Below are 18,078 nucleotides of genomic sequence, written 5' to 3' on the forward strand. Positions count from 1 at the left end.
GAGCCGGCCACCCCGAACGTGACTCAGGCGTGGACGCTGGGCTGCTCGGCCTCCTTCTGGGCCCAGGGCGCGAGGTGGGGATAGGCGGCGTCGAACGCGGGGCGCTCGGAGCGGATACGCGGCAGCTGGGTGAAGTTGTGCCGCGGCGGCGGGCACGACGTCGCCCACTCCAGCGAACCGCCGAAGCCCCACGGGTCGTCGACGTTCACCACCCGGCCGAGCTTGTACGACTTCCAGATGTTCCACAGGATCGGCAGCGTCGAGATGCCGAGGACGAACGCGCCGATCGTCGAGATCGTGTTCAGCGTCGTCCAGCCGTCGCTGGCCAGGTAGTCGGCGTACCGGCGGGGCATGCCCTCGTTACCGAGCCAGTGCTGCACCAGGAACGTGGTGTGGAATCCGATGAACGTCAGCCAGAAGTGCAGCTTGCCGAGGCGCTCGTCGAGCATCCGGCCGGTCATCTTCGGGAACCAGAAGTAGATCCCGGCGAACGCGGCGAACACGATCGTGCCGAACAGCACGTAGTGGAAATGCGCGACGACGAAGTACGTATCGGAAACGTGGAAATCGACCGGGGGACTGGCCAGGAGAACACCGGTGAGGCCGCCGAACAGGAACGTGACGAGGAAGCCGATCGAGAACAACATCGGCGTCTCGAACGTCAGCTGGCCCCGCCACATCGTGCCGATCCAGTTGAAGAACTTGATCCCGGTGGGCACCGCGATCAAATACGACAGGAAGCTGAAGAACGGCAGCAACACCGCACCGGTGACGAACATGTGGTGGGCCCACACGGTCATCGACAGGGCCGCGATGCCGAGCGTCGCGGCCACCATTCCCTTGTAGCCGAACAGCGGTTTCCGGCTGAACGCCGGAATGACCTCGGTGATGATGCCGAAGAACGGCAACGCGAGGATGTAGACCTCGGGATGGCCGAAGAACCAGAACAGGTGCTGCCAGAGGATCGGGCCGCCGGTGGACGCGTCGTAGACGTGGCCACCCAGGTGCCGGTCGGCCATCAGCGCCAGGAACGCCGCCGCCAGGATCGGGAAGACCATCAGCACCAGCAGGCTGGTGACCAGCATGTTCCAGGTGAAGATCGGCATCCGGAACATCGTCATGCCCGGGGCGCGCATGGTCAGGATCGTCGTCACGATGTTCACGGCACCCAGGATGGTGCCGAGCCCCGACAGGACGAAGCCCATGATCCACAGGTCGGTACCGGCGCCGGGGGAGTTCGTCACGTCGTTGAGCGGGGCGTAGGCGAACCAGCCGAAGTCCGCGGCGCCGCCCGGGGTGAGGAATCCCGCCAGCACCATCAGGCCGCCGAGCGCGAACGCCCAGTAGGCGAACGCGTTCAACCGCGGGAACGACACGTCGGGCGCGCCGATCTGCAGCGGCACCAGGAAGTTGGCGAACGCGAAGCCCAGCGGTGTCCCGAAGAGCAGCAGCATGATCGAGCCGTGCATCGTGAACAGCTGGTTGTACTGCTCGTTGGAGAGGAACTGCAGCCCGGGGCGGGCGAGCTCGGCCCGCATGAGCAGTGCCATGATGCCGGCCGCGGCGAAATAGAAGAACGACGTGACCAGATAGAGAATGCCGATCTGTTTCGCGTCGGTGGTGCGGATGATCCGGCCCAGCGCGCTACCCCGGACCGATTCGCGTACCGGCCAGGGCCGCACGACGATCGGCTCCGGAGCCAGTTGTTCCGGTGTGGTGCGCTCCGCCTCGGTGGTCATCGTCGACGCTCCTGTGGTTGGCTCAGCCACGCACTTTCCGCAGGAATCAGCTCACCAGATCCGGTCCGGCCCTGCTCCACAATCGCGTGAATTAAAGGTCCAGGTGTGTGACCCGCCCGGCCACGAACGTCGCCGCGACCCTCATGTCGCGCAGCCCCGCCGCGTCGGCGCCGGGTTCCAGCGGGTTCGCGTCCAGGAGCGCCAGGTCGGCGGGGGAGCCGGGGGCGACGGTCGGCCGGCCGTCCACACTGGCCGCCAGGGCCTGGGCCGCGGTCAGCGACTCGGCCGGGTTCCAGGGGTCCCGCTCGTCGGCCGAGCGGTGCACGGCCGCGGCCATCGCGAGCCACGGGTCCAGCGGGGACACCGGAGCGTCGCTGCCCAGCGCCAGCGGCACCCCGGCGGCCAGCATCGAGGAGAACGCGTAGCACCGCTCGGTGCGGTCCGGCCAGATCTCCGCGGCCACGTCGCGGTCGTCGAGCAGGTGCGCCGGCTGGATGCTCGCCCGTAGCCCGAGGCGCGCCATCCGGCCGAAGTCGGCGAACCGCGCGAGCTGCACGTGCTCGATCCCGCCCCGCGCGCCGGTCGCCTCGAACGCGTCCACGGCGGTGGTGAGCGCGGCGTCGCCGATCGCGTGCAGGGCGATCTCCAGACCGGCGCCGGAGGCCCGGCCGAGCAACCGCACCAGCTCGTCGAGCGGGTAGTTCTGGGTGCCGTGGCGGCCGTCCCCGTACGGCTCGCAGCAGCGCGCGGTGCGGGAGTTGAGCGAGCCGTCGGAGATGATCTTCAGCGGCCCCATCGTGAGCAGCCCGGACGCGTCCAGCACGGACCCGGTGCGCAGCCCGGCCGCGATCACGTCCTCGAGCCCGTCGGCGTAGGTCGCGGTGCGTACCCGCAGCCCGTCGATGCCCGCCGCGAAGCGTGCCGGCCAGGCCCGGAACCCCGGCTCGAACTCCATGTCCCCGATGCCCACCACGCCCCGGGCGGCGGCGTCGGACTGGGCCAGCCGGTAGGCCTGGTCGAGGTCGGCGGCCAGCCGGTCCTCCAGGTGGGGCACCAGCGTGAACCAGTCGTTCTCGTCGATCACCCCGGCCCGCGCGGGCACGCCGAGCCACCGCTGCGCCGCCGAGTTGAGCCACCCGCAGTGGACGTCCCCGCTGATCAGCACGATCGGGACGGTGCTGCTCAGCGCGTCGAGATGAGCGGTTCGCGGTTGCTCGGACCAGGTGGCGGGCCGGAATCCGGCCCCGACCACGACGGCGGGCCGGCTCTCCAGGTGCGCGCGTACGCGCGCGACCGCCTCGGCCGGGCCGGTGGTGCCGCTCAGGTCCAGGCGCAGCCGCGCCTGCGCCCACTGCCGGAAGTGCACGTGCTGGTCCCACAGGCCCGGCATCAGCCAGCGGCCGCCGGCGTCGATCACCCGGTCCGCGGGCTCCCCGAGCGCGGTCACCGTCCCGTCCTCCAGGCGGACGTCGGTCACGCCGGCGTCCGCCGCGCCGGTGACCGGGACGAGGCGGACGTCGCGCAGCAGCAGGCTCATTTGCGCAGCAGCCCGAGGATGCGTGCCAGTTCGGCCTGGTCGTCGGCGGAGAGCACGCCGAACATCTTGTCGCCCTCGGTGCGGCGCGCCCGCATGATCGCGGCGCCGACCGAGCGGCCCTCCTCGGTGGTCGCGACGAGCGTCGCCCTGCGGTCGCTCGGATCGGCGCTCCGCTCGACCAGGCCGCGCTCCTCGAGCCCGTCGACGACCTCGGTGGTGGACCGGGGCGCGATCCGCAGGTGCTCGGAGAGGGCGGAGAGCCGCATCTCGCCGTGCCGCACGAGCACGCCGAGCGCCCGGAACTGCCCGGGGGTGATCTCCCACGGTTCGAGCGTCTCCTTGGTGAGGTGACGCAACCGGCGGGCCACCGCCCAGAACGTCTCGGACAGGCTCTCGGAGTCGTGCTCGATCACGCGGAATACCGTACCAGGGGGTCTTGTTGTTCCCTCATGTTGAGGTAACCTCAGCATTAGTCGAACATCGAGGAGACGCACTTGGCTACCGCCACCGCACCGGGCCGCCGAGGCCCGCAGAAACTGTCCGAGGCCGAGAAGGCCCAGGCGCGCACCGTGTCGCTGCGCCGCATCGCCCGCTTGTTCCGCACCCATCGCTGGCAACTCACGGTCGTGACCGCGATCATCGTCGCGTCGTCGGTCGTGTCGCTGGCGTCCCCGTTCCTGCTCCGCGAGGTCATCGACGTCGCGCTGCCCACCCAGAACCTCCGGCTCCTGGTCTGGCTCGTGATCGGCATGGTCGCCGTCGCCGCCGTGACGTCCGCGTTCGGCGTCGTCCAGACCTGGATCTCCACGACCGTCGGCCAGCAGGTCATGCACCGGCTGCGCACCGAGGTCTTCACCCACCTGCAGCGCCAGTCGATCGGCTTCTTCACCCGCACGCGCACCGGCGAGGTGCAGTCGCGGATCACCAACGACATCGGCGGCATGCAGACCGTCGTCACGTCCACCGCGACGTCGATCGCCTCGAACCTCACGACCGTGATCGCCACGATGGTCGCGATGGTCGCGCTGTCCTGGCGGCTCTCGCTCGTCTCGCTCGTCGTGCTGCCGCCGGCGATCTACCTGACCCGGCGGGTCGCGCGGATGCGCCAGGCGATCACCGCCCAGCGCCAGCGCGAGCTCGCCGACCTGAACGTCACGATCGAGGAAGGCCTGTCGGTCAGCGGCGCCCAGCTCGCGAAGACGATGGGCACCGGGGGCGTACTCGTCGACCGGTTCACCGCGTCCTCGTCGCGCCTGATCGACCTGGAGCTGCGCTCCGAGCTGGCCGGCCGCTGGCGGATGGCGACGATGTCGATCATCTTCGCGGCCATCCCCGCGGTGATCTACCTGAGCGCCGGCCTGCCCGGCACCACCGGCACGCTGAGCATCGGTACGTTGGTCGCTTTCACGAGCCTGCAGGGGACGCTGTTCCGCCCGCTGACCGGGTTGCTGAACACCGGGGTGTCGGTGGCGGCGTCGCTGGCGCTGTTCGCCCGCATCTTCGAGTACCTGGACCTGCCGGTCGAGGTCGCCGACCCGGTCGCGCCCCGGGACCTGCCGTCGGCCGAGGGGCACCTCCGCTTCGAGGACGTGACGTTCACCTACCCCGGCAACGACGTGGCCGCGGTGGCCGGTGTGTCGCTGGACGTCCCGGCCGGGACCACGCTGGCGCTCGTCGGCGCCACCGGCTCGGGCAAGAGCACGATGGCCGCGCTGATCGCCCGGCTCCACGACCCGACCGGCGGGCGCGTGACGCTCGACGGTGTCGACCTGCGCGACCTGCGGCTGGCCGACCTGTCGTCGATCGTCGGCGTGGTGTCGCAGGAGACGTACCTGCTGCACACGAGCGTGCGCGAGAACCTGCGCTACGCCAAGCCGGACGCGACCGACGCCGAGATCGAGAACGCGGCCCGGGCCGCGCAGATCCACGATCTGATCGTGGGCCTGCCCGACGGGTACGACACGACGGTCGGGTCGCGGGGCTACCGGTTCTCCGGCGGGGAGAAGCAGCGGATCGCGATCGCGCGGACGCTGCTGCGTGACCCGCGGGTGCTGGTGCTCGACGAGGCGACGAGCGCGCTCGACAACACCACCGAGCGGGCCGTGCAGAAGGCGTTCGACGCGCTCTCGGCCGGCCGCACGACGGTCACCATCGCCCACCGGCTCTCGACCGTGCGCGACGCCGACCAGATCGCCGTGCTCGACCACGGACGGATCGTGGAGGTCGGCACGCACGACGCGCTGCTGGCCCGCTCGGGCCGCTACGCCACGCTGGCGCTCGCGGCCTGACTCAGCCGGGTTGGAACGCCGTCCTGGTGCGGGCGAGGGGGTCCAGGCGCAGGGCGTGGGCGCGGCCCTTGACGCGGTAGCGCAGGATCTGCACCGCGCCCAGCGCCCAGAGCACGTACTGGAACGACATGGCCCAGCGGAACGCGTCCGGGGTGTAGCCGGCGCTCCCGCCGCCGCTGCGCTGGTCGAGGATCGCGCCGACCGCGACGACCATGGTGAGGGTCGCGACGAACCCGGCCTGGTTGATGATCCCGGTCGCGCTGGCCAGCCGCTCGACCGGATTCGACGTCCGGCCCAGGTCGAACCCGATCATCGAGCCCGGGCCGCCGAGCCCGATCACGACGACGAGCAGCACGAGCACCGGCAGCGGCGCCCGTCCCGGCCACGCGAGCACCAGCGTCCAGGCGGCGACGATCGCCCCGACCACCCCGAGCGCGATCGTCGATCGCTGCCACGGGTGGTGCGCGGTGAGCCATCCCATCACCGGCCCGGCCGCGATCAGCGACAACACCATGAGCGTGATCAGCAGCGACGCGACGTTCGGCGAGAGGCCCTCGCCCTTCACCAGGAACGGGAAGCCCCAGAGCAGCGCGAACATCGTCGGGCTGAACTGCGTCGTGAAGTGCACCCAGAAGCCCAGCCGCGTGCCCGGCTGCTGCCAGGAGGTAGCGAGGCTGGTGCGGATCGCGCCGAGCGACAGCGCCGGGCCGCGGAGCGTCCGGGTGCCCGGCTCGTCGTGCAGGAACAGCAGCCCGGCGATCGCGGTCGCCAGCCCCAGCGACGCGGCGATCCCGTACGCCCAGGTCCAGCCGAGGTTGCTCAGCGCCCAGGTCATCGGAACCGCCGCGACGATCGCGCCGAGCTGCCCGGTCACCCCGGTGAGCTGCGTGACCAGCGGCACGCGCTGGGGCGCGAACCACACGTTGACCAGGCGCAGCACCGCGATGAACGTCATCGCGTCGCCGATGCCGACGAACGTGCGGGCGAGCAGTGCGGCCTGGTAGGAGCCGGCGAGCGCGAACCCGGCCTGGGCGACGGTGAGGACGGTCGCCCCGGTGAGCAGCACCGCCCGCGACCCGAACCGGTCGACGAGCAGCCCCACCGGGATCTGCATCGCCGCGTACACCAGCAGCTGCAGCATCGTGAACGTGGCCAGCTGGGCCGCGGTGATGTCGAAACGTTCGGTGGCGAGGAGGCCGGCCACGGCGAGGGAGGAGCGATGGAAGACGGCGACGAAATAGATGGAGAGGCCGACCAGCCAGACGATCCAGGCACCTCGAGCCTGATTCGACACAGAACGTCCCTTCATGGATGCGGAGTGTGGGTCTTACTCACGATGCGCTCTCTGAATCGATCAGCTCCGTGCGCCCCCCGGTCGTTCCCGCGGTGCGTTTGGCCCGCGTCACACTTTTCGCGCCGATCACCGCGGCGCAGCTCAGCGCGGTGCCCAGGACGATCGCGGTGAGGAAAACGACAACGTGCCCGACGCTGAACAGCGCGAGCACCCCGCCGTGGGGCGCGCCGACGGTGGCGTGGGCGCCGGCCGCCACGGCCCCCGCGGTGGCGGACCCGAGCACGGCGGCCGGTACGACCCGGGCGGGGTCGGCGACCGCGTAGGGGATCGCGCCCTCGGTGACGAAGAGCGCCCCGAGAGCGGCCGCGGTGGGGGCGTGGGCCCGTTCGTGGTCGGTGAAGAGGTTCGGGGCGAGGCGGGTGGCGAGCGCCAGGGCGAGGGGTGCGCACATCCCCGCCGCCATGACCGCGGCCATGGCGGCGCCGGAGTGGGGCGGCGTCGCGGTGGTGTCGGTCCGGGCCGTGACGTCCGGAACCAGCGGGGTGGCCAGGGTGGTGAGGCCGGAGGCGGCGAACGCGTAGGCGACCTTGTTGACCGGCCCGCCGAGATCGATCGCGGTCATCGTCCCGAGGACCGCACCGACCAGGACCGTCGAGGAGCCGTCGAGGCTGCCGAGCCATCCGGTCAGCGCCCGGGTCACCGCGGCGAGCGGTGGCCCGATCACCCCGAGCATCAACCCTCCGGTGACGAGCGTCGCGACGACCGGCAGCGCGACGATCAGCACCGGGCCGTGCGTCCACTCGGGCCGCCGGATCCGGCTGATGAGCGCCGCGAGCACACCGGCGAGCACACCCCCGACGAGCGCACCGAGAAATCCGGCGCCGACCGCCGCGGCCGCCACCCCCGTCGTGAGGCCGGGAACCAGCCCCGGACGGCCGGCCAGCGCATACGCCACCGCGGCCGCGAGCACCGGCGCGAGCAGGCCGAACGCGAGCGCGCCCACGGAGAAGACCAGGGTCCCGGTGCGTTGCAGCGGGCTGAACGGCTCCCCGGTCACGCTGCCACCGGCGAGCAGCAGCCCCAGCGCCTGCAGGATGCCCCCGGCCGCGACGAACGGAATCGCGTAGCTGACGCCGACGAGCAGCGCGCGGCGGAACGGTAGGTGCGGTGTGGTCATGGTTTCGCTCCGAGCGGTGCGAAGGGTCATGGAACGAGGAACTCCAGCCCGGGGTAGCCCCGGATGGTCCCCGCGGGCGGGGGCGCGGTCGCGGGTCGGGAACGGGTGTGGTCGGTGGTGACGGCGTGGTCGGAGGCGTCGAGGAGGAGGGAGAGGTCGCCCACGCTCGCGCCGAGGCGGTCGGCGGTGAGGGCCGCGTAGACCCGGGCCCGGGAGCGGAGCGCGGCGGCGACCGTCGTGGCGTCCGGGAGCTCGACCGCCACGACGACGGCGAGCGCGGCCGCGACCAGCGCCAGCGCGGTGATCGTGGAGAGGGCGGCCGGCAGGCCGGCGTGCGCGGCGAGGAACCCGACGACGGGCGGGCCACCGAGCAGCCCGCTGTACCCGACCGTCGACGCGAGCCCGACGCCGCGCGGTCCCCCGACCAGGCCGGCCCGTCCGATCACGAGCGGGAACACGTTCGCCAGACCCAGCCCGACCAGGACGAAACCCCCGAGGGCGACGAACTGGTCCGTGCCGTAGGCGGCGGCGGTCGCGCCGATCGCGGCGGCGAGCGCGCCGGCGACCAGGACGCGGGTGTCGCCGAACCGGATCACCCAGCGGGCTCCGGCGAGCCGGCCGCACCCCATGGCGAGGCAGAACGCGGCGTACCCCGCGGCGGCCACGCCCGGTGTTGCGTGCAGGGTCTCGCGCAGGTGCAGCGCACCCCAGTCCGACAACGCCCCCTCGGCGAACGCGGTGCTCCCCGCGATCGCTCCCAGCAGCACCAGCAGCACCAGCACCCCGCGCCCACCGGATCCGCCCGGCCCCGCACCCACCGGGGCGGGCCCCGTGCCGGCGGGGGCCGCCCGCGGCGTGCCCTCGGGTGCCGCGGCCGGGGTGACGTCGGGCGTCGGGTTGGAGTCCGGTGAGCGGAGCGCCGGGCGCAGCGCGGTGGCCAGGAGCGCGCCGACGGTGGCGACCGCGGTGAAGTGCACGGGGACGGGCAGCATGGCCGAGGCCAGGCCGCCCAGGAGGGCGCCGGCCAGGCCTCCGAAGCTGAACAGCGCGTGCAAGGCCGACATCACCGGGCGTCGCCGGTGCTGTCCCAGGCTCACGCCGAGGCTGTTCGCGGCGACGTTGGCGGCTCCGGTGGCCGCGCCGAACGCGGTGAGGGCCACGCAGAGGGCGCCGAGGCCGGTACAGAAGCCGGGTGGGATCAGCGCGAGCGCGACCAGCACGCCGGCGACCGCGGCCACGCGGCCGGCGCCGAAGCGCGCGCACCACGCTCCGGTCAGGCGCATGCTCACGAGCGCCCCGAGCGAGACGCCAAACAGTGCGGTGCCCAGGGCGGTGTGGGTGGCGCCGACCCGGTCGGCGACGTCGGGCACGCGTGCGGCCCAGGTGCCGAAGATCGCGCCGTCCAGGGCGAAGAGGGTGGCGACGGCGGCGTAGTGCCGTCGCGGGGAGGGGGTTCGGTCGCGTTCGGGCACGCGCGAGCAGGCCGCCGGTAGAGCAGCAGTCACGATGGAAGACCCTTCGAGGAGCAGGCGATTCGAGCGGACCGCGCCGTTCGGGCGCGAATCGGTCGGACGTCGGCGTCCTGATTCGGGTGGCCGGAACCGGAGATCGTGGGCCGGGGTTCCGGGCTCTGCGACGAGCGCGCCGGGGCCTCTCCGGAACGGCTTCTGACTCGATCAAGAATGCGGCGATCACAGCACGCAGTCAAATTCCTGCGCTGTGTACTGAATCACCCGCTGCCGGTGGCCGATGGGACCGGTATGAGGCAGGCAACGAAGCCGATGATCATCGGGATCAGTTCGCCGACGAACATCGTCACGAAGCGGATCGAAGGAGCCGTCCTGGCCGGGCCACCTCGCCACGACGTGCTCGTGATGCAGCACTACACCGCCCGGCTGGACGTGACCGTGTGCGACGTGCGCACCGAAGCGGAGCCGGGTGCGGGGAGCTTCCATCTCGTCCACGAATCCGAGGAGGTCGTGGCCGCGCCGGACGTCGCCGACTGGATCGTGCGGCGCTATCCGTCCGGGTGATCCATCTCCGCCCGGGTCGGGCCGGTCGCCGACCCGGGCTTCCGCACCGCGATGGCCGCCGCGCGCACGGCGTCGGCCAGCGCCTCGTCGACCGGGGAACCCGACACCAGCCGCGCCAGCAGGACGCCGGTGTGGATGTCGCCGGCGCCGGTCGTGTCGACCGCCGGAACCTTCGGAGCCGGTACCGACACCACCCGCGACCCGAGCGCACCCCCGGTCGCGACACACCCGTCCGCGCCCTCACGCACCACGACCAGCGCGCCCGGTGCGTCACGCAGTCCACGCACCGCCTCCAGCAACGACACCCCCGACGCCGAGGACCCGCTCAACAACCGGGCCTCCCGCTGGTTCACGGTCAGCAGGTCCACCCGGCCCACCACCCGCGCCCACCGCTCGGCCGGCACCTCGAGCACGAGTGGCCCCGGATCCAGCGCCACCAGCACCCCGGCCGGTAACGTCGGCAGCCACCCGGCCAGCACCGGCCCGGTGTCGGGATACGCCAGGTCGTAGCCCGACGCCACGACCGCGTCGCCGGGCGCGGGCTCGATCTTCGCCAGGTCCTCGACGGTCAGCGCCGACTCGACCCCCGCGCTCGTGACGAACGTCCGCTCACCGTCCGGCTCCACCAGCGCCACCGCGAAACCGGAGTCGCCGTGGGTGCGCGGCAACGCGGTCGCGGTGACGCCCTCGGCGCTCAGCGCGGCCCGGATCACCTCGCCGTACCGACCGGCGCCGACCGGCGCGGCGTACACGCAGCGGACACCCTGCCGCGCCACGGCCGACGCGAGGTTGAAGCCACCACCCGCGTGGATCCGGGTTCCGGTGGCGACGACGTCGCCTCCCCGCTCGGGCAGCGCGGGAACGTCGATGGCGACGTCGACCAGAGCGCTCTCCAGCGAGTACACGGTCGGCTCCACCGGCCCAACCGTACTGATCGGCGCGCGGCAACGCTCAGATCGGCTCATTCGGATCCGATGGGATTCCCAAGGCCCCCGACTGCGGTTACAGGAGTTGCGGGAGGTGCGCGTGGGGGACTCGCGGCGGGTCGCCGCAGTGGTGCTCGCGGTGATCGGAGTCCTCTTCGGGATCTATCTGCTCGGCAACGAGTGGGTCCGGGTCTCGGTCGTGCTCGTCGCCGACGGCGCGGGGGCCGTCCTGGTGCTCCGCGGGGTCCTGCGCCACCGTCCGCCCGGGCCGCTCCCGTGGCTGTTCCTGGCCGGTGCGCAGTCGCTGGCCGTCATCGCCGACTGTCTCTTCTACGGCGGGTACCTGTTCGACCGGGCGTGGGACTTCCCCGGTCCGCCGGACCTGTTCTTCCTCGCGCGCTACCCGCTCTGGTTCGCGGTCGCGCTGCTCTGGGTCCACCGGTCCACCCGGCACGACGCGTTCCGGTGGCGCACCGACGTGACGCTCGTCGACGTCGCGATCATCGTGGTCGCCAGCGCCCTGCTGTCGTGGATCTTCGTGATCTCGCCGCTGATCCGGGACTCGCCCGACGTCGCGCTGCTCGTGCTGTACGCGGCCTATCCGGTCGGTGACCTGATCCTGCTCGCGGTCGGCATGCGGATCTGGTTCGGCGGCGGGCAGCGCAGCGTGTCGCTGGGGCTGCTCGGCGGCTTCGCCACCTGCTGGCTGGCCGCCGACACCGCCTACCTGCTCAGCCTCGCGAACGGCACCTACCGGTTCCTCGGGTGGACCGAGCCGCTCTGGATCGCGGCCGCGATCGCGCTGGCCGCGGCGGCCACCCACCCGTCGATGGTCTCGGTCGGGCGGCCCTCGGCCGACGCGCCCCGGTCCGGTACCGGTCGCCGGCTGGTGCTGCTCGGTGGGGTGTCGCTGCTGGCGCCCGCGGCCCAGTTCGTGCAGTACCTGCGGGACGGCGATCTGCACGTTCCGGTCGTCACCGCCACCTGCGCCGTGCTGTTCGTGCTGGTGATGTTCCGGATGGGCGTCCTGCTCCGGGAGCAGCGGCGGATCGCGATCACCGACACGCTGACCGGGCTGCGTACGCGCCGGTTCTTCGAGGAGAACCTCGCGCTGGAGGCCGAGCGGGCCGCGCGGTTCGGCTCGCCGATGGGTGTGCTGCTCGTCGACGTCGACCACTTCAAGACCGTCAACGACCGCTACGGGCACAAAGCGGGGGACACCGTGCTGCGCGAGGTGGCCCGCCGGCTGCGGGAGTGCGCGCGGGCCGGCGACGTCGTCGCGCGCTACGGCGGCGAGGAGTTCGCGCTGCTGGTGGCCCCCACCGACCGCGCCGGGGCGGCGCGGCTCGGCGAACGGTTGCGTGACGCGGTCGGCGGCGAGTCGTTCCGGCTCGACGACCGCACCGAACTGCTGGTCACCGCCTCGATCGGGGTGGCGCTGCTCCCCGACCACGCGGCGACGCCCGACGAGCTCACGGTCCGGGCCGACCAGTGCCTCTACCGGGCCAAGAACGCCGGCCGCAACCGCGTGGTCGTCGCCGGGGAGCTACCGGTCACCCACTAGGCCGCCGCGCGGACCGGGCGGGGGGCCAGCTCCACCGGCACGCGGGCGCCGGTACGCACCGCCTCGACGCCCGCGGCGCACACCGCCACCGCCGCGTACCCGTCCCAGGTGCCGGGGCCGTCGACCGTGCCCCGCCGCGCGGCCCGGACCCAGCGCTGCAGTTCGGTGTCGTACGCGGTCGCGAACCGTTCGATGAACCCGGCGGTCTGCACCCGGCCCCGCACGCCGCCCGTTCTGGCCACCAGCGGGCCGCCGTCCAGGCCGATCATCGCGTTCCCGTGTTCGGCCACCAGCTCGGTGCGCACCTCGTACGCCACCCGGCTGCGCCCGGAGATCTCGACGTCGACGAGCCGGCCCGACTCGGTCTCCATCAGCACCAGCATCGGGTCGCTGACGCCCGGCGGCGCCTCCCGGGAGGCCCGCGGACGCTTCACGGTGACCGCGACGATCTCCTCGTCGAGCAGGAACCGCGCCACGTCGGCCTCGTGCACCACCGAGTCACGCATCATCATCTCGGAGGTGAACGCGTCGGACTGCGCGGGGTTGCGGTGCACGCAGTGCAGCAGCAGCGGCGCTCCCAGCTCGCCCGAGGCCACCAGCGAGCGCAGCGCCGCGTACTCCGCGTCGAAGCGCCGCATGAAGCCGAGCTGCACCAGCGGCGTCGCCAGCGTCGCCTCCCGCTCCACGATCCGGTACGCGGTGTCCGCGGTGAGCGTCAGCGGCTTCTCGCAGAGCACCGGGATCCGCCGGTCGAGGCAGGCCAGCACCTGCGCCTCGTGCGCGAACCCCGGCGACGCGATCACGACCGCGTCCACGTCGGCGGCGTCGATCGCGGCGAGCGGATCGGCCTCCACCCGCGCGCCGACCGCGCGGGCCACCCGCTCGGCGCGGGGGCCGTCGGCGTCGGACACCACGGTCACCCGGGCGTGGGCGATGCGCTCCGCGAGCGCCGCCGCGTGATAACTGCCCATCACCCCGACGCCGAGCACGGCGACCCTCAGGTCGCTCATGACGGGGCGCCGATCGACACCGGAGCTCCGCTGCACCCGGCCAGATACGTGTGGGTGCGCCGCGCGATCGGCAGCGGGCGCTCCGGCTCGCACGGGTACATGTCCTGCTCGACGATCGCGTACAGGTCGCGCCCGAGCGTCCCGACCGCGTCGAGCACCGCGCCCAGGTCGGGGACGCCGTTCGGCGGCTCGCACATCACCCCGCGCCGCACCGCCTCCGGGAACACCAGGTCCTCGGCCTCCACCTGCTTGGCGATCTCCGGGTCGACCTGCTTGAGGTGCAGGTACCCGATCCGCTCCGGGTAGCGCCCGATCAGCTCCAGGCTGTCGCCGCCGTAGTAGGCCACGTGCCCGGTGTCCAGACACAGGTTGACGTAGGCCGGGTCGGTGTCGGCGAGGAAGCGCTCGATGTCGCGCTGGTACCCGATGTGGCTGTCGGCGTGCGAGTGGAACTGGAGCGTCAGCCCGTACTCGTCGAGGATCCGCCGGCCGAGTTCGTTCGTGTCGGTCGTGAGCTTGGTCCACTGCGCGTCGGTGAGCGTCGGGCTCTCCAGGTTCTCGCCGGTCTTGTGGTGCCGGTAGAGATCCGGGATGACGACGATGTGCTGCCCGCCGACCGCCCTGGTCAGCGACGCGACGTCGGTGACCTGCCGCCAGACCGCGTCCCAGGAGTCGGGGCGGTGCAGCGCGGAGAACACCGTGCCGGCCGAGACCCGCAGGCCGTGGGCTTCCAGCGCCTCGGTCAACGCGACCGGGTCGTTCGGGAGGTAGCCGTAGGGGCCGAGCTCGATCCAGTCGTAACCGGCGGCCTTCACCTCGGCCAGGAAGCGGTCGGCCGGGGTCTGCGCCGGGTCGTCGGCGAACCAGACGCCCCATGAGTCGGGCGCGGAACCAATGGTGATCATGAGGCCTCCGTCGGGTGGAGATACGTGCGTTGGGTGGCCTTGTGCTCGGCGTAGGTCCGGTAGGCGGCCTGGGTGGAGTCGAGCGTCGAGACCTCGCTCACCGGTACGTCCCACCAGGCCCCGGTGTCGGGTGCGCCGTTGTGGAACGGGTCGGTCTCGACGTGGATGAGCGTGCTGGTGGCCGACGCCTTCGCGGCCGCGATCGCGTCGGCCAGCGCCGCCCGGTCCTCGACCCGGACCACCGGTACGCCCAGGCTGGCGGCGTTGGCGGCCAGGTCGACGGGGAGCAGGTCACCGTCGAGCCGGCCGGACTTCGTCCGGTAGCGGTAGCGGGTGCCGAACCGCTGCGACCCCAGTGACTCCGACAGCGCGCCGATCGAGGCGAACCCGTGGTTCTGCACCAGCACCACGATGACCTTGAGGTCCTCCTGCAGCGCGGTGACCAGCTCGGTCGCCATCATCAGGTAGGACCCGTCGCCGACCAGCACGAACACGTCGCGGTCGGGGCAGGCCAGCGCCACGCCGAGGCCGCCGGCGATCTCGTAGCCCATGCAGGAGTACCCGTACTCGACGTGGTAGCCCTTCGCGTCCCGCGTCTGCCAGAGTTTGTGCAGGTCACCGGGCATCGACCCGGCGGCGCACACCACGACGTCACGCGGGTCGGAGAGGTCGTTCACCGCGCCGATCACGGCGCTCTGGGTCAGCTCCTCGGTGTCGTAGGCCGCACGGACCCGCGCGTTCCATTCGGCGTCGAGCCGGGTGTACTCCGCGCGGTACTCCGGGGCCACCGTGTACTCCAGCCCGGCGAGGGCCTCGAGGGTGGTCCGTGCGTCCGCGCGGACGGCCAGCCCCGCGTGCTTCACCGCGTCGAGACCGGCCACGTTCACGTTCACGAAGCGGACGCCGTCCGCGCCGAACGCCGTCCGCGACGCCGTCGTGAAGTCGGAGTAGCGCGTGCCGACGCCGATCACGAGGTCGGCCTCGGCGGCGATCGTGTTGGCGGCGGCCGTCCCGGTGGAGCCGATCGCGCCCAGGCACTGCTCGTGGTCGAACGGCAGGGCGCCCTTGCCGGCCTGGGTGAGACCGACCGGGATGCCGGTGGACTCGCAGAACCGGGCCAGCGCCGCGTGGGCACCGGAGTAACCCACCCCGCCGCCGGCGACGATCAGCGGACGACGCGCGGAGCGGATCAGCGCCCCGGCCTCGGCCAGATCGCCCGGCTCCGGCACCGGACGCGCGACCCGCCAGACCCGGTCGGCGAAGAACTCGTCCGGCCAGTCGAACGCCTGGGCCTGCACGTCCTGCGGGAGGCAGATCGTCACCGCGCCGGTCTCGGCCGGGTCGGTGAGCACGCGCATCGCCGCGAGCAGCGCGGCCGGGAGCTGTTCGGGGCGGTGGACGCGGTCGAAGTACTTCGAGACCGGGCGGAACGCGTCGTTGACCGTGACGTCGCCGGACCAGGGCACCTCGAGTTCCTGCAGGAGCGGCGCGGCGCTGCGGTCGGCGAACGTGTCGGCCGGCAGCAGCAGCACCGGCAGCCGGTTGACGGTCGCGAGCGCCGCGCCGGTGATCATGTTCGTCGCGCCCGGGCCGATGCTGGTGCTCACCGCGTAGGTCTGCAGGCGGTCCTTCATCCGGGCGTAGGCGACCGCGGTGTGCACCATCGCCTGTTCGTTGCGGCCGAGGACGTACGGGAGCAGGTCGGGATCCTGCAGCAGGGCCTGGCCGAGCCCGGCGACGTTGCCGTGGCCGAAGATGCCGAGGCACCCGGCGATCAGCCGCTGCCGGACGCCGTCACGTTCGGAGTACTGCGCGGCGAGGAACCGTACGGTGGCCTGTGCGACGGTGAGCTTCATCGCCTGCCCTCCAGCCGGGGATCGATGGCTTGGCCGGCCCAGGTGCCGCGCACCCAGGCGTGGTCGGGGTGGTCGGAGATCAGCCAGGCGCGCTCGGCGCCCGGCCCGGCCATGACGTTGAGGTAGTACATGTCGAAGCCGGGCGCGGCGATGCACGGGCCGTGCCAGCCGTAGGGGACCAGCGCGGTGTCCCGGTCGCGGACCTCGGCGAGCACGTCGATCCCGCCCGCGGCCGAGCTGCTCGTGCGGTGGTAGCCGAAGCCCGGCTCGCCCGCCGGCCCGGCCGCGATCTCGAAGTAGTAGATCTCCTCGAGCGCGGACTCGGTGGCGGTGGCCTCGTCGTGCTTGTGGGCGGGGTAGCTCGACCAGTTGCCGTCCGGGGTGACGACCTCGCACGCGATCAGCGCGCCGGTCTCGAAGACCCCGACCGTGCCGAAGTTGCGTACCAGCCGGCTCGCCGAGCCGGCGCCACGCCGCTCCACCGGCACGTCGCCGGCCGGGCCGTACCGGAACGGAAGGGACACGTCGGTCCGCGCTCCGCAGAGCGCCACCCGCCCCTCCACCGCGAGCTGCGCGGTCGTTCCGATCGGCAGGTAGGCGAAGTCGGTCGGCCCGGCGAAGACGTCCGCCCGGCCGTCGAGCCGGAACGACTCCTCGCCGACCGTGACCGTCGCCCCGCCGTCCAGCGGAACCACGAGCATCTCCTCCGCGCCCGTCGCGAGGGATCGGGACACGCTGAGCACGCGCAGCGACGAGTAGCCCCAGCCGGCGTTCTCGGGCGTCACGACGACGTCGTACCCGTCGGCGGCCGCGGTACCCGCGGGGCGGAACCAGGTGCTCATGCGACCGACCTCACCAGCGACACGGCCGTGTCGACCGCGGTCACGACGTCGTCGTCGGGGGGATAGAGCAGCGCGCGCCCCACGACCAGCCCGCGCACCGACGGCAGCGCGAGCGCCTTCGCCCACTCGGCGTAGGTCTCGTCGGGCCGGGCGGTCGGGTCGCCGCCGAGCAGCAGCGTGGGCAGCGTGGTCGCCGCCATGACCCGGTCCATGTCCGGCACCACCGGCAGCTTCATCCAGGTGTACGCGCTGGACGCGCCGAGGCCCTGGGCGATGTGCACGGCCCGGGTCACGGCGTCGGGGGAGAGGTCGTTGACGAGCTTGCCGTCGACCCGCCGGGACAGGAACGGCTCGACCATCGCGAGCAGCCCCGCGCGGCTCAGCTCGGTGATCGCCCGCGCGCAGGTCTCCAGCGTCGCCACCGAGGCCGGGTCGTCCAGGTCGACGCGCAGCAGCATCTTGGCCCCGTTGAACCCGGCCTCGACGACCGTCCGGACGTCGTAGGCGGTCATCCGGTCGTCGGCCTCGAACGCGCTGCCGAGCAGGCCACCGCGGTTCATCGACGCGATGACGACCTTGTCCTCGAGCGCGCCGAGCAGCAGCAGGTCGTCGAGGACGTCGGCGGTGGCGAGCAGCCCGTCGACGCCCGGCCGGCGCAGCGCCGTGCGGACGCGGGCGAGCATGTCGCCGCGATCGGCCATCGCGTCCGGGCGGCCCCGGACCGCCAGCGCCCCGCGCGCCGGGTGGTCGCAGGCCAGGAGCATGAGCCGGCCGTCGGCGGGGAGGGTGGGGCGGGTCCGGCGAGCGGCCAGCAGCGCGGCGACCCGGCCGGGTTCGCGGGCTCTGATCTCGGTGACCTCGGTGAGACTGTCGGCGAAAGCGCTCCGAGTCATGCTGCCTCCGTCGC

15 protein-coding genes are annotated in these 18,078 nt (G+C 72.6%); 3 read left to right on the plus strand and 12 right to left on the minus strand.

Annotation, left to right across the window (positions count from 1 at the left end; genetic code table 11):
• Positions 1 to 23: 23 nt before the first annotated feature.
• From ctaD to CRYAR_RS50150, 3 genes are all read right to left on the minus strand, one after another.
• The gene (gene ctaD, locus CRYAR_RS14160; protein WP_051570181.1) at positions 24 to 1,739 is read right to left on the minus strand and encodes an aa3-type cytochrome oxidase subunit I; all 1,716 of its coding nucleotides are present in this window, start codon (positions 1,737 to 1,739) and stop codon (positions 24 to 26) included.
• A 91-nt stretch (positions 1,740 to 1,830) separates the two neighbouring features.
• A complete protein-coding gene (locus tag CRYAR_RS14165) occupies positions 1,831 to 3,276 on the minus strand; it encodes an amidohydrolase (RefSeq protein WP_035851193.1) in 1,446 nt (481 codons plus the stop codon).
• Positions 3,273 to 3,689 carry a MarR family winged helix-turn-helix transcriptional regulator gene (locus CRYAR_RS50150; protein ID WP_281174579.1) on the minus strand — a complete coding sequence of 139 codons (417 nt, stop codon included), beginning with the start codon at positions 3,687 to 3,689 and terminating at the stop codon, positions 3,273 to 3,275. The genes CRYAR_RS14165 and CRYAR_RS50150 overlap by 4 nt, the downstream gene beginning before the upstream one ends.
• An 81-nt stretch (positions 3,690 to 3,770) precedes the next feature.
• Here CRYAR_RS50150 and CRYAR_RS14175 point away from each other — a divergent pair, with 81 nt between their 5' ends.
• On the plus strand, positions 3,771 to 5,564 hold the full coding sequence (locus tag CRYAR_RS14175) for an ABC transporter ATP-binding protein (RefSeq protein ID WP_035851195.1): 1,794 nt from the start codon (positions 3,771 to 3,773) through the stop codon (positions 5,562 to 5,564).
• A 1-nt stretch (position 5,565) separates the two neighbouring features.
• On the opposite strand, the gene CRYAR_RS14180 is transcribed toward CRYAR_RS14175, so the two are convergent.
• The 3 genes from CRYAR_RS14180 to CRYAR_RS14190 are packed head-to-tail and all read right to left on the minus strand — an operon-like array spanning position 5,566 to position 9,540.
• A complete protein-coding gene (locus CRYAR_RS14180) occupies positions 5,566 to 6,873 on the minus strand; it encodes an MFS transporter (RefSeq protein WP_035851197.1) in 1,308 nt (435 codons plus the stop codon).
• Positions 6,874 to 6,895: 22 nt separating this feature from the next.
• Positions 6,896 to 8,035: a fructose-specific PTS transporter subunit EIIC gene (locus CRYAR_RS14185; protein ID WP_051570183.1), complete on the minus strand. Its 1,140-nt coding sequence runs from the start codon at positions 8,033 to 8,035 to the stop codon at positions 6,896 to 6,898.
• Positions 8,036 to 8,061: 26 nt separating this feature from the next.
• Positions 8,062 to 9,540 (minus strand): MFS transporter, encoded by a 1,479-nt coding sequence (locus tag CRYAR_RS14190; protein WP_211247444.1) that lies wholly within the window; start codon positions 9,538 to 9,540, stop codon positions 8,062 to 8,064.
• Positions 9,541 to 9,795: 255 nt separating this feature from the next.
• On the opposite strand from CRYAR_RS14190, the gene CRYAR_RS14195 reads away from it, so the two are divergent.
• Complete coding sequence (locus tag CRYAR_RS14195; protein ID WP_157017650.1) at positions 9,796 to 10,068, plus strand: hypothetical protein; 273 nt, start codon at positions 9,796 to 9,798, stop codon at positions 10,066 to 10,068.
• On the opposite strand, the gene CRYAR_RS14200 is transcribed toward CRYAR_RS14195, so the two are convergent.
• Positions 10,053 to 10,985 carry a PfkB family carbohydrate kinase gene (locus tag CRYAR_RS14200; RefSeq protein ID WP_035851201.1) on the minus strand — a complete coding sequence of 311 codons (933 nt, stop codon included), beginning with the start codon at positions 10,983 to 10,985 and terminating at the stop codon, positions 10,053 to 10,055. The genes CRYAR_RS14195 and CRYAR_RS14200 overlap by 16 nt on opposite strands.
• 109 nt (positions 10,986 to 11,094) lie before the next feature.
• Here CRYAR_RS14200 and CRYAR_RS14205 point away from each other — a divergent pair, with 109 nt between their 5' ends.
• The gene (locus tag CRYAR_RS14205) at positions 11,095 to 12,558 is read left to right on the plus strand and encodes a GGDEF domain-containing protein (RefSeq protein ID WP_051570186.1); all 1,464 of its coding nucleotides are present in this window, start codon (positions 11,095 to 11,097) and stop codon (positions 12,556 to 12,558) included.
• Here the strand turns inward: CRYAR_RS14205 and CRYAR_RS14210 are convergent.
• Genes CRYAR_RS14210 through CRYAR_RS14230 form a run of 5 tightly spaced genes read right to left on the minus strand, consistent with a single transcriptional unit; the run spans position 12,555 to position 18,064 of the window.
• The gene (locus CRYAR_RS14210) at positions 12,555 to 13,568 is read right to left on the minus strand and encodes a Gfo/Idh/MocA family protein (protein WP_035851202.1); all 1,014 of its coding nucleotides are present in this window, start codon (positions 13,566 to 13,568) and stop codon (positions 12,555 to 12,557) included. The two genes, CRYAR_RS14205 and CRYAR_RS14210, sit on opposite strands and share 4 nt — an antisense overlap.
• The gene (locus CRYAR_RS14215) at positions 13,565 to 14,473 is read right to left on the minus strand and encodes a sugar phosphate isomerase/epimerase family protein (RefSeq protein WP_035851204.1); all 909 of its coding nucleotides are present in this window, start codon (positions 14,471 to 14,473) and stop codon (positions 13,565 to 13,567) included. The genes CRYAR_RS14210 and CRYAR_RS14215 overlap by 4 nt, the downstream gene beginning before the upstream one ends.
• Positions 14,470 to 16,329, minus strand: a complete 1,860-nt coding sequence (iolD, locus tag CRYAR_RS14220; RefSeq protein WP_084700480.1) for a 3D-(3,5/4)-trihydroxycyclohexane-1,2-dione acylhydrolase (decyclizing) — start codon at positions 16,327 to 16,329, stop codon at positions 14,470 to 14,472. The genes CRYAR_RS14215 and iolD overlap by 4 nt, the downstream gene beginning before the upstream one ends.
• Positions 16,326 to 17,171, minus strand: coding sequence for a 5-deoxy-glucuronate isomerase (gene iolB / locus CRYAR_RS14225; protein WP_035851205.1), 846 nt, complete (start codon positions 17,169 to 17,171; stop codon positions 16,326 to 16,328). Before iolB ends, iolD begins: the two co-directional genes overlap by 4 nt.
• A complete protein-coding gene (locus CRYAR_RS14230) occupies positions 17,168 to 18,064 on the minus strand; it encodes a Cgl0159 family (beta/alpha)8-fold protein (protein WP_035851206.1) in 897 nt (298 codons plus the stop codon). The genes iolB and CRYAR_RS14230 overlap by 4 nt, the downstream gene beginning before the upstream one ends.
• Positions 18,065 to 18,078: the final 14 nt, after the last annotated feature.

Origin of the sequence: Cryptosporangium arvum DSM 44712, from assembly GCF_000585375.1 — a bacterium.
Taxonomy (GTDB): domain Bacteria; phylum Actinomycetota; class Actinomycetes; order Mycobacteriales; family Cryptosporangiaceae; genus Cryptosporangium; species Cryptosporangium arvum.

What these genes read in the sequence shown, in the direction of transcription:
- CRYAR_RS14165 (WP_035851193.1), bottom strand. Translation starts at nt 3,276, where the DNA reads ATGAGCCTGCTGCTGCGCGACGTCCGCCTCGTCCCGGTCACCGGCGCG.
- CRYAR_RS14195 (WP_157017650.1), top strand. Translation starts at nt 9,796, where the DNA reads ATGAGGCAGGCAACGAAGCCGATGATCATCGGGATCAGTTCGCCGACG.
- CRYAR_RS14185 (WP_051570183.1), bottom strand. Translation starts at nt 8,035, where the DNA reads ATGACCACACCGCACCTACCGTTCCGCCGCGCGCTGCTCGTCGGCGTC.
- CRYAR_RS14230 (WP_035851206.1), bottom strand. Translation starts at nt 18,064, where the DNA reads ATGACTCGGAGCGCTTTCGCCGACAGTCTCACCGAGGTCACCGAGATC.
- iolB (WP_035851205.1), bottom strand. Translation starts at nt 17,171, where the DNA reads ATGAGCACCTGGTTCCGCCCCGCGGGTACCGCGGCCGCCGACGGGTAC.
- ctaD (WP_051570181.1), bottom strand. Translation starts at nt 1,739, where the DNA reads ATGACCACCGAGGCGGAGCGCACCACACCGGAACAACTGGCTCCGGAG.
- CRYAR_RS14210 (WP_035851202.1), bottom strand. Translation starts at nt 13,568, where the DNA reads ATGAGCGACCTGAGGGTCGCCGTGCTCGGCGTCGGGGTGATGGGCAGT.
- CRYAR_RS14215 (WP_035851204.1), bottom strand. Translation starts at nt 14,473, where the DNA reads ATGATCACCATTGGTTCCGCGCCCGACTCATGGGGCGTCTGGTTCGCC.
- CRYAR_RS14180 (WP_035851197.1), bottom strand. Translation starts at nt 6,873, where the DNA reads ATGAAGGGACGTTCTGTGTCGAATCAGGCTCGAGGTGCCTGGATCGTC.
- iolD (WP_084700480.1), bottom strand. Translation starts at nt 16,329, where the DNA reads ATGAAGCTCACCGTCGCACAGGCCACCGTACGGTTCCTCGCCGCGCAG.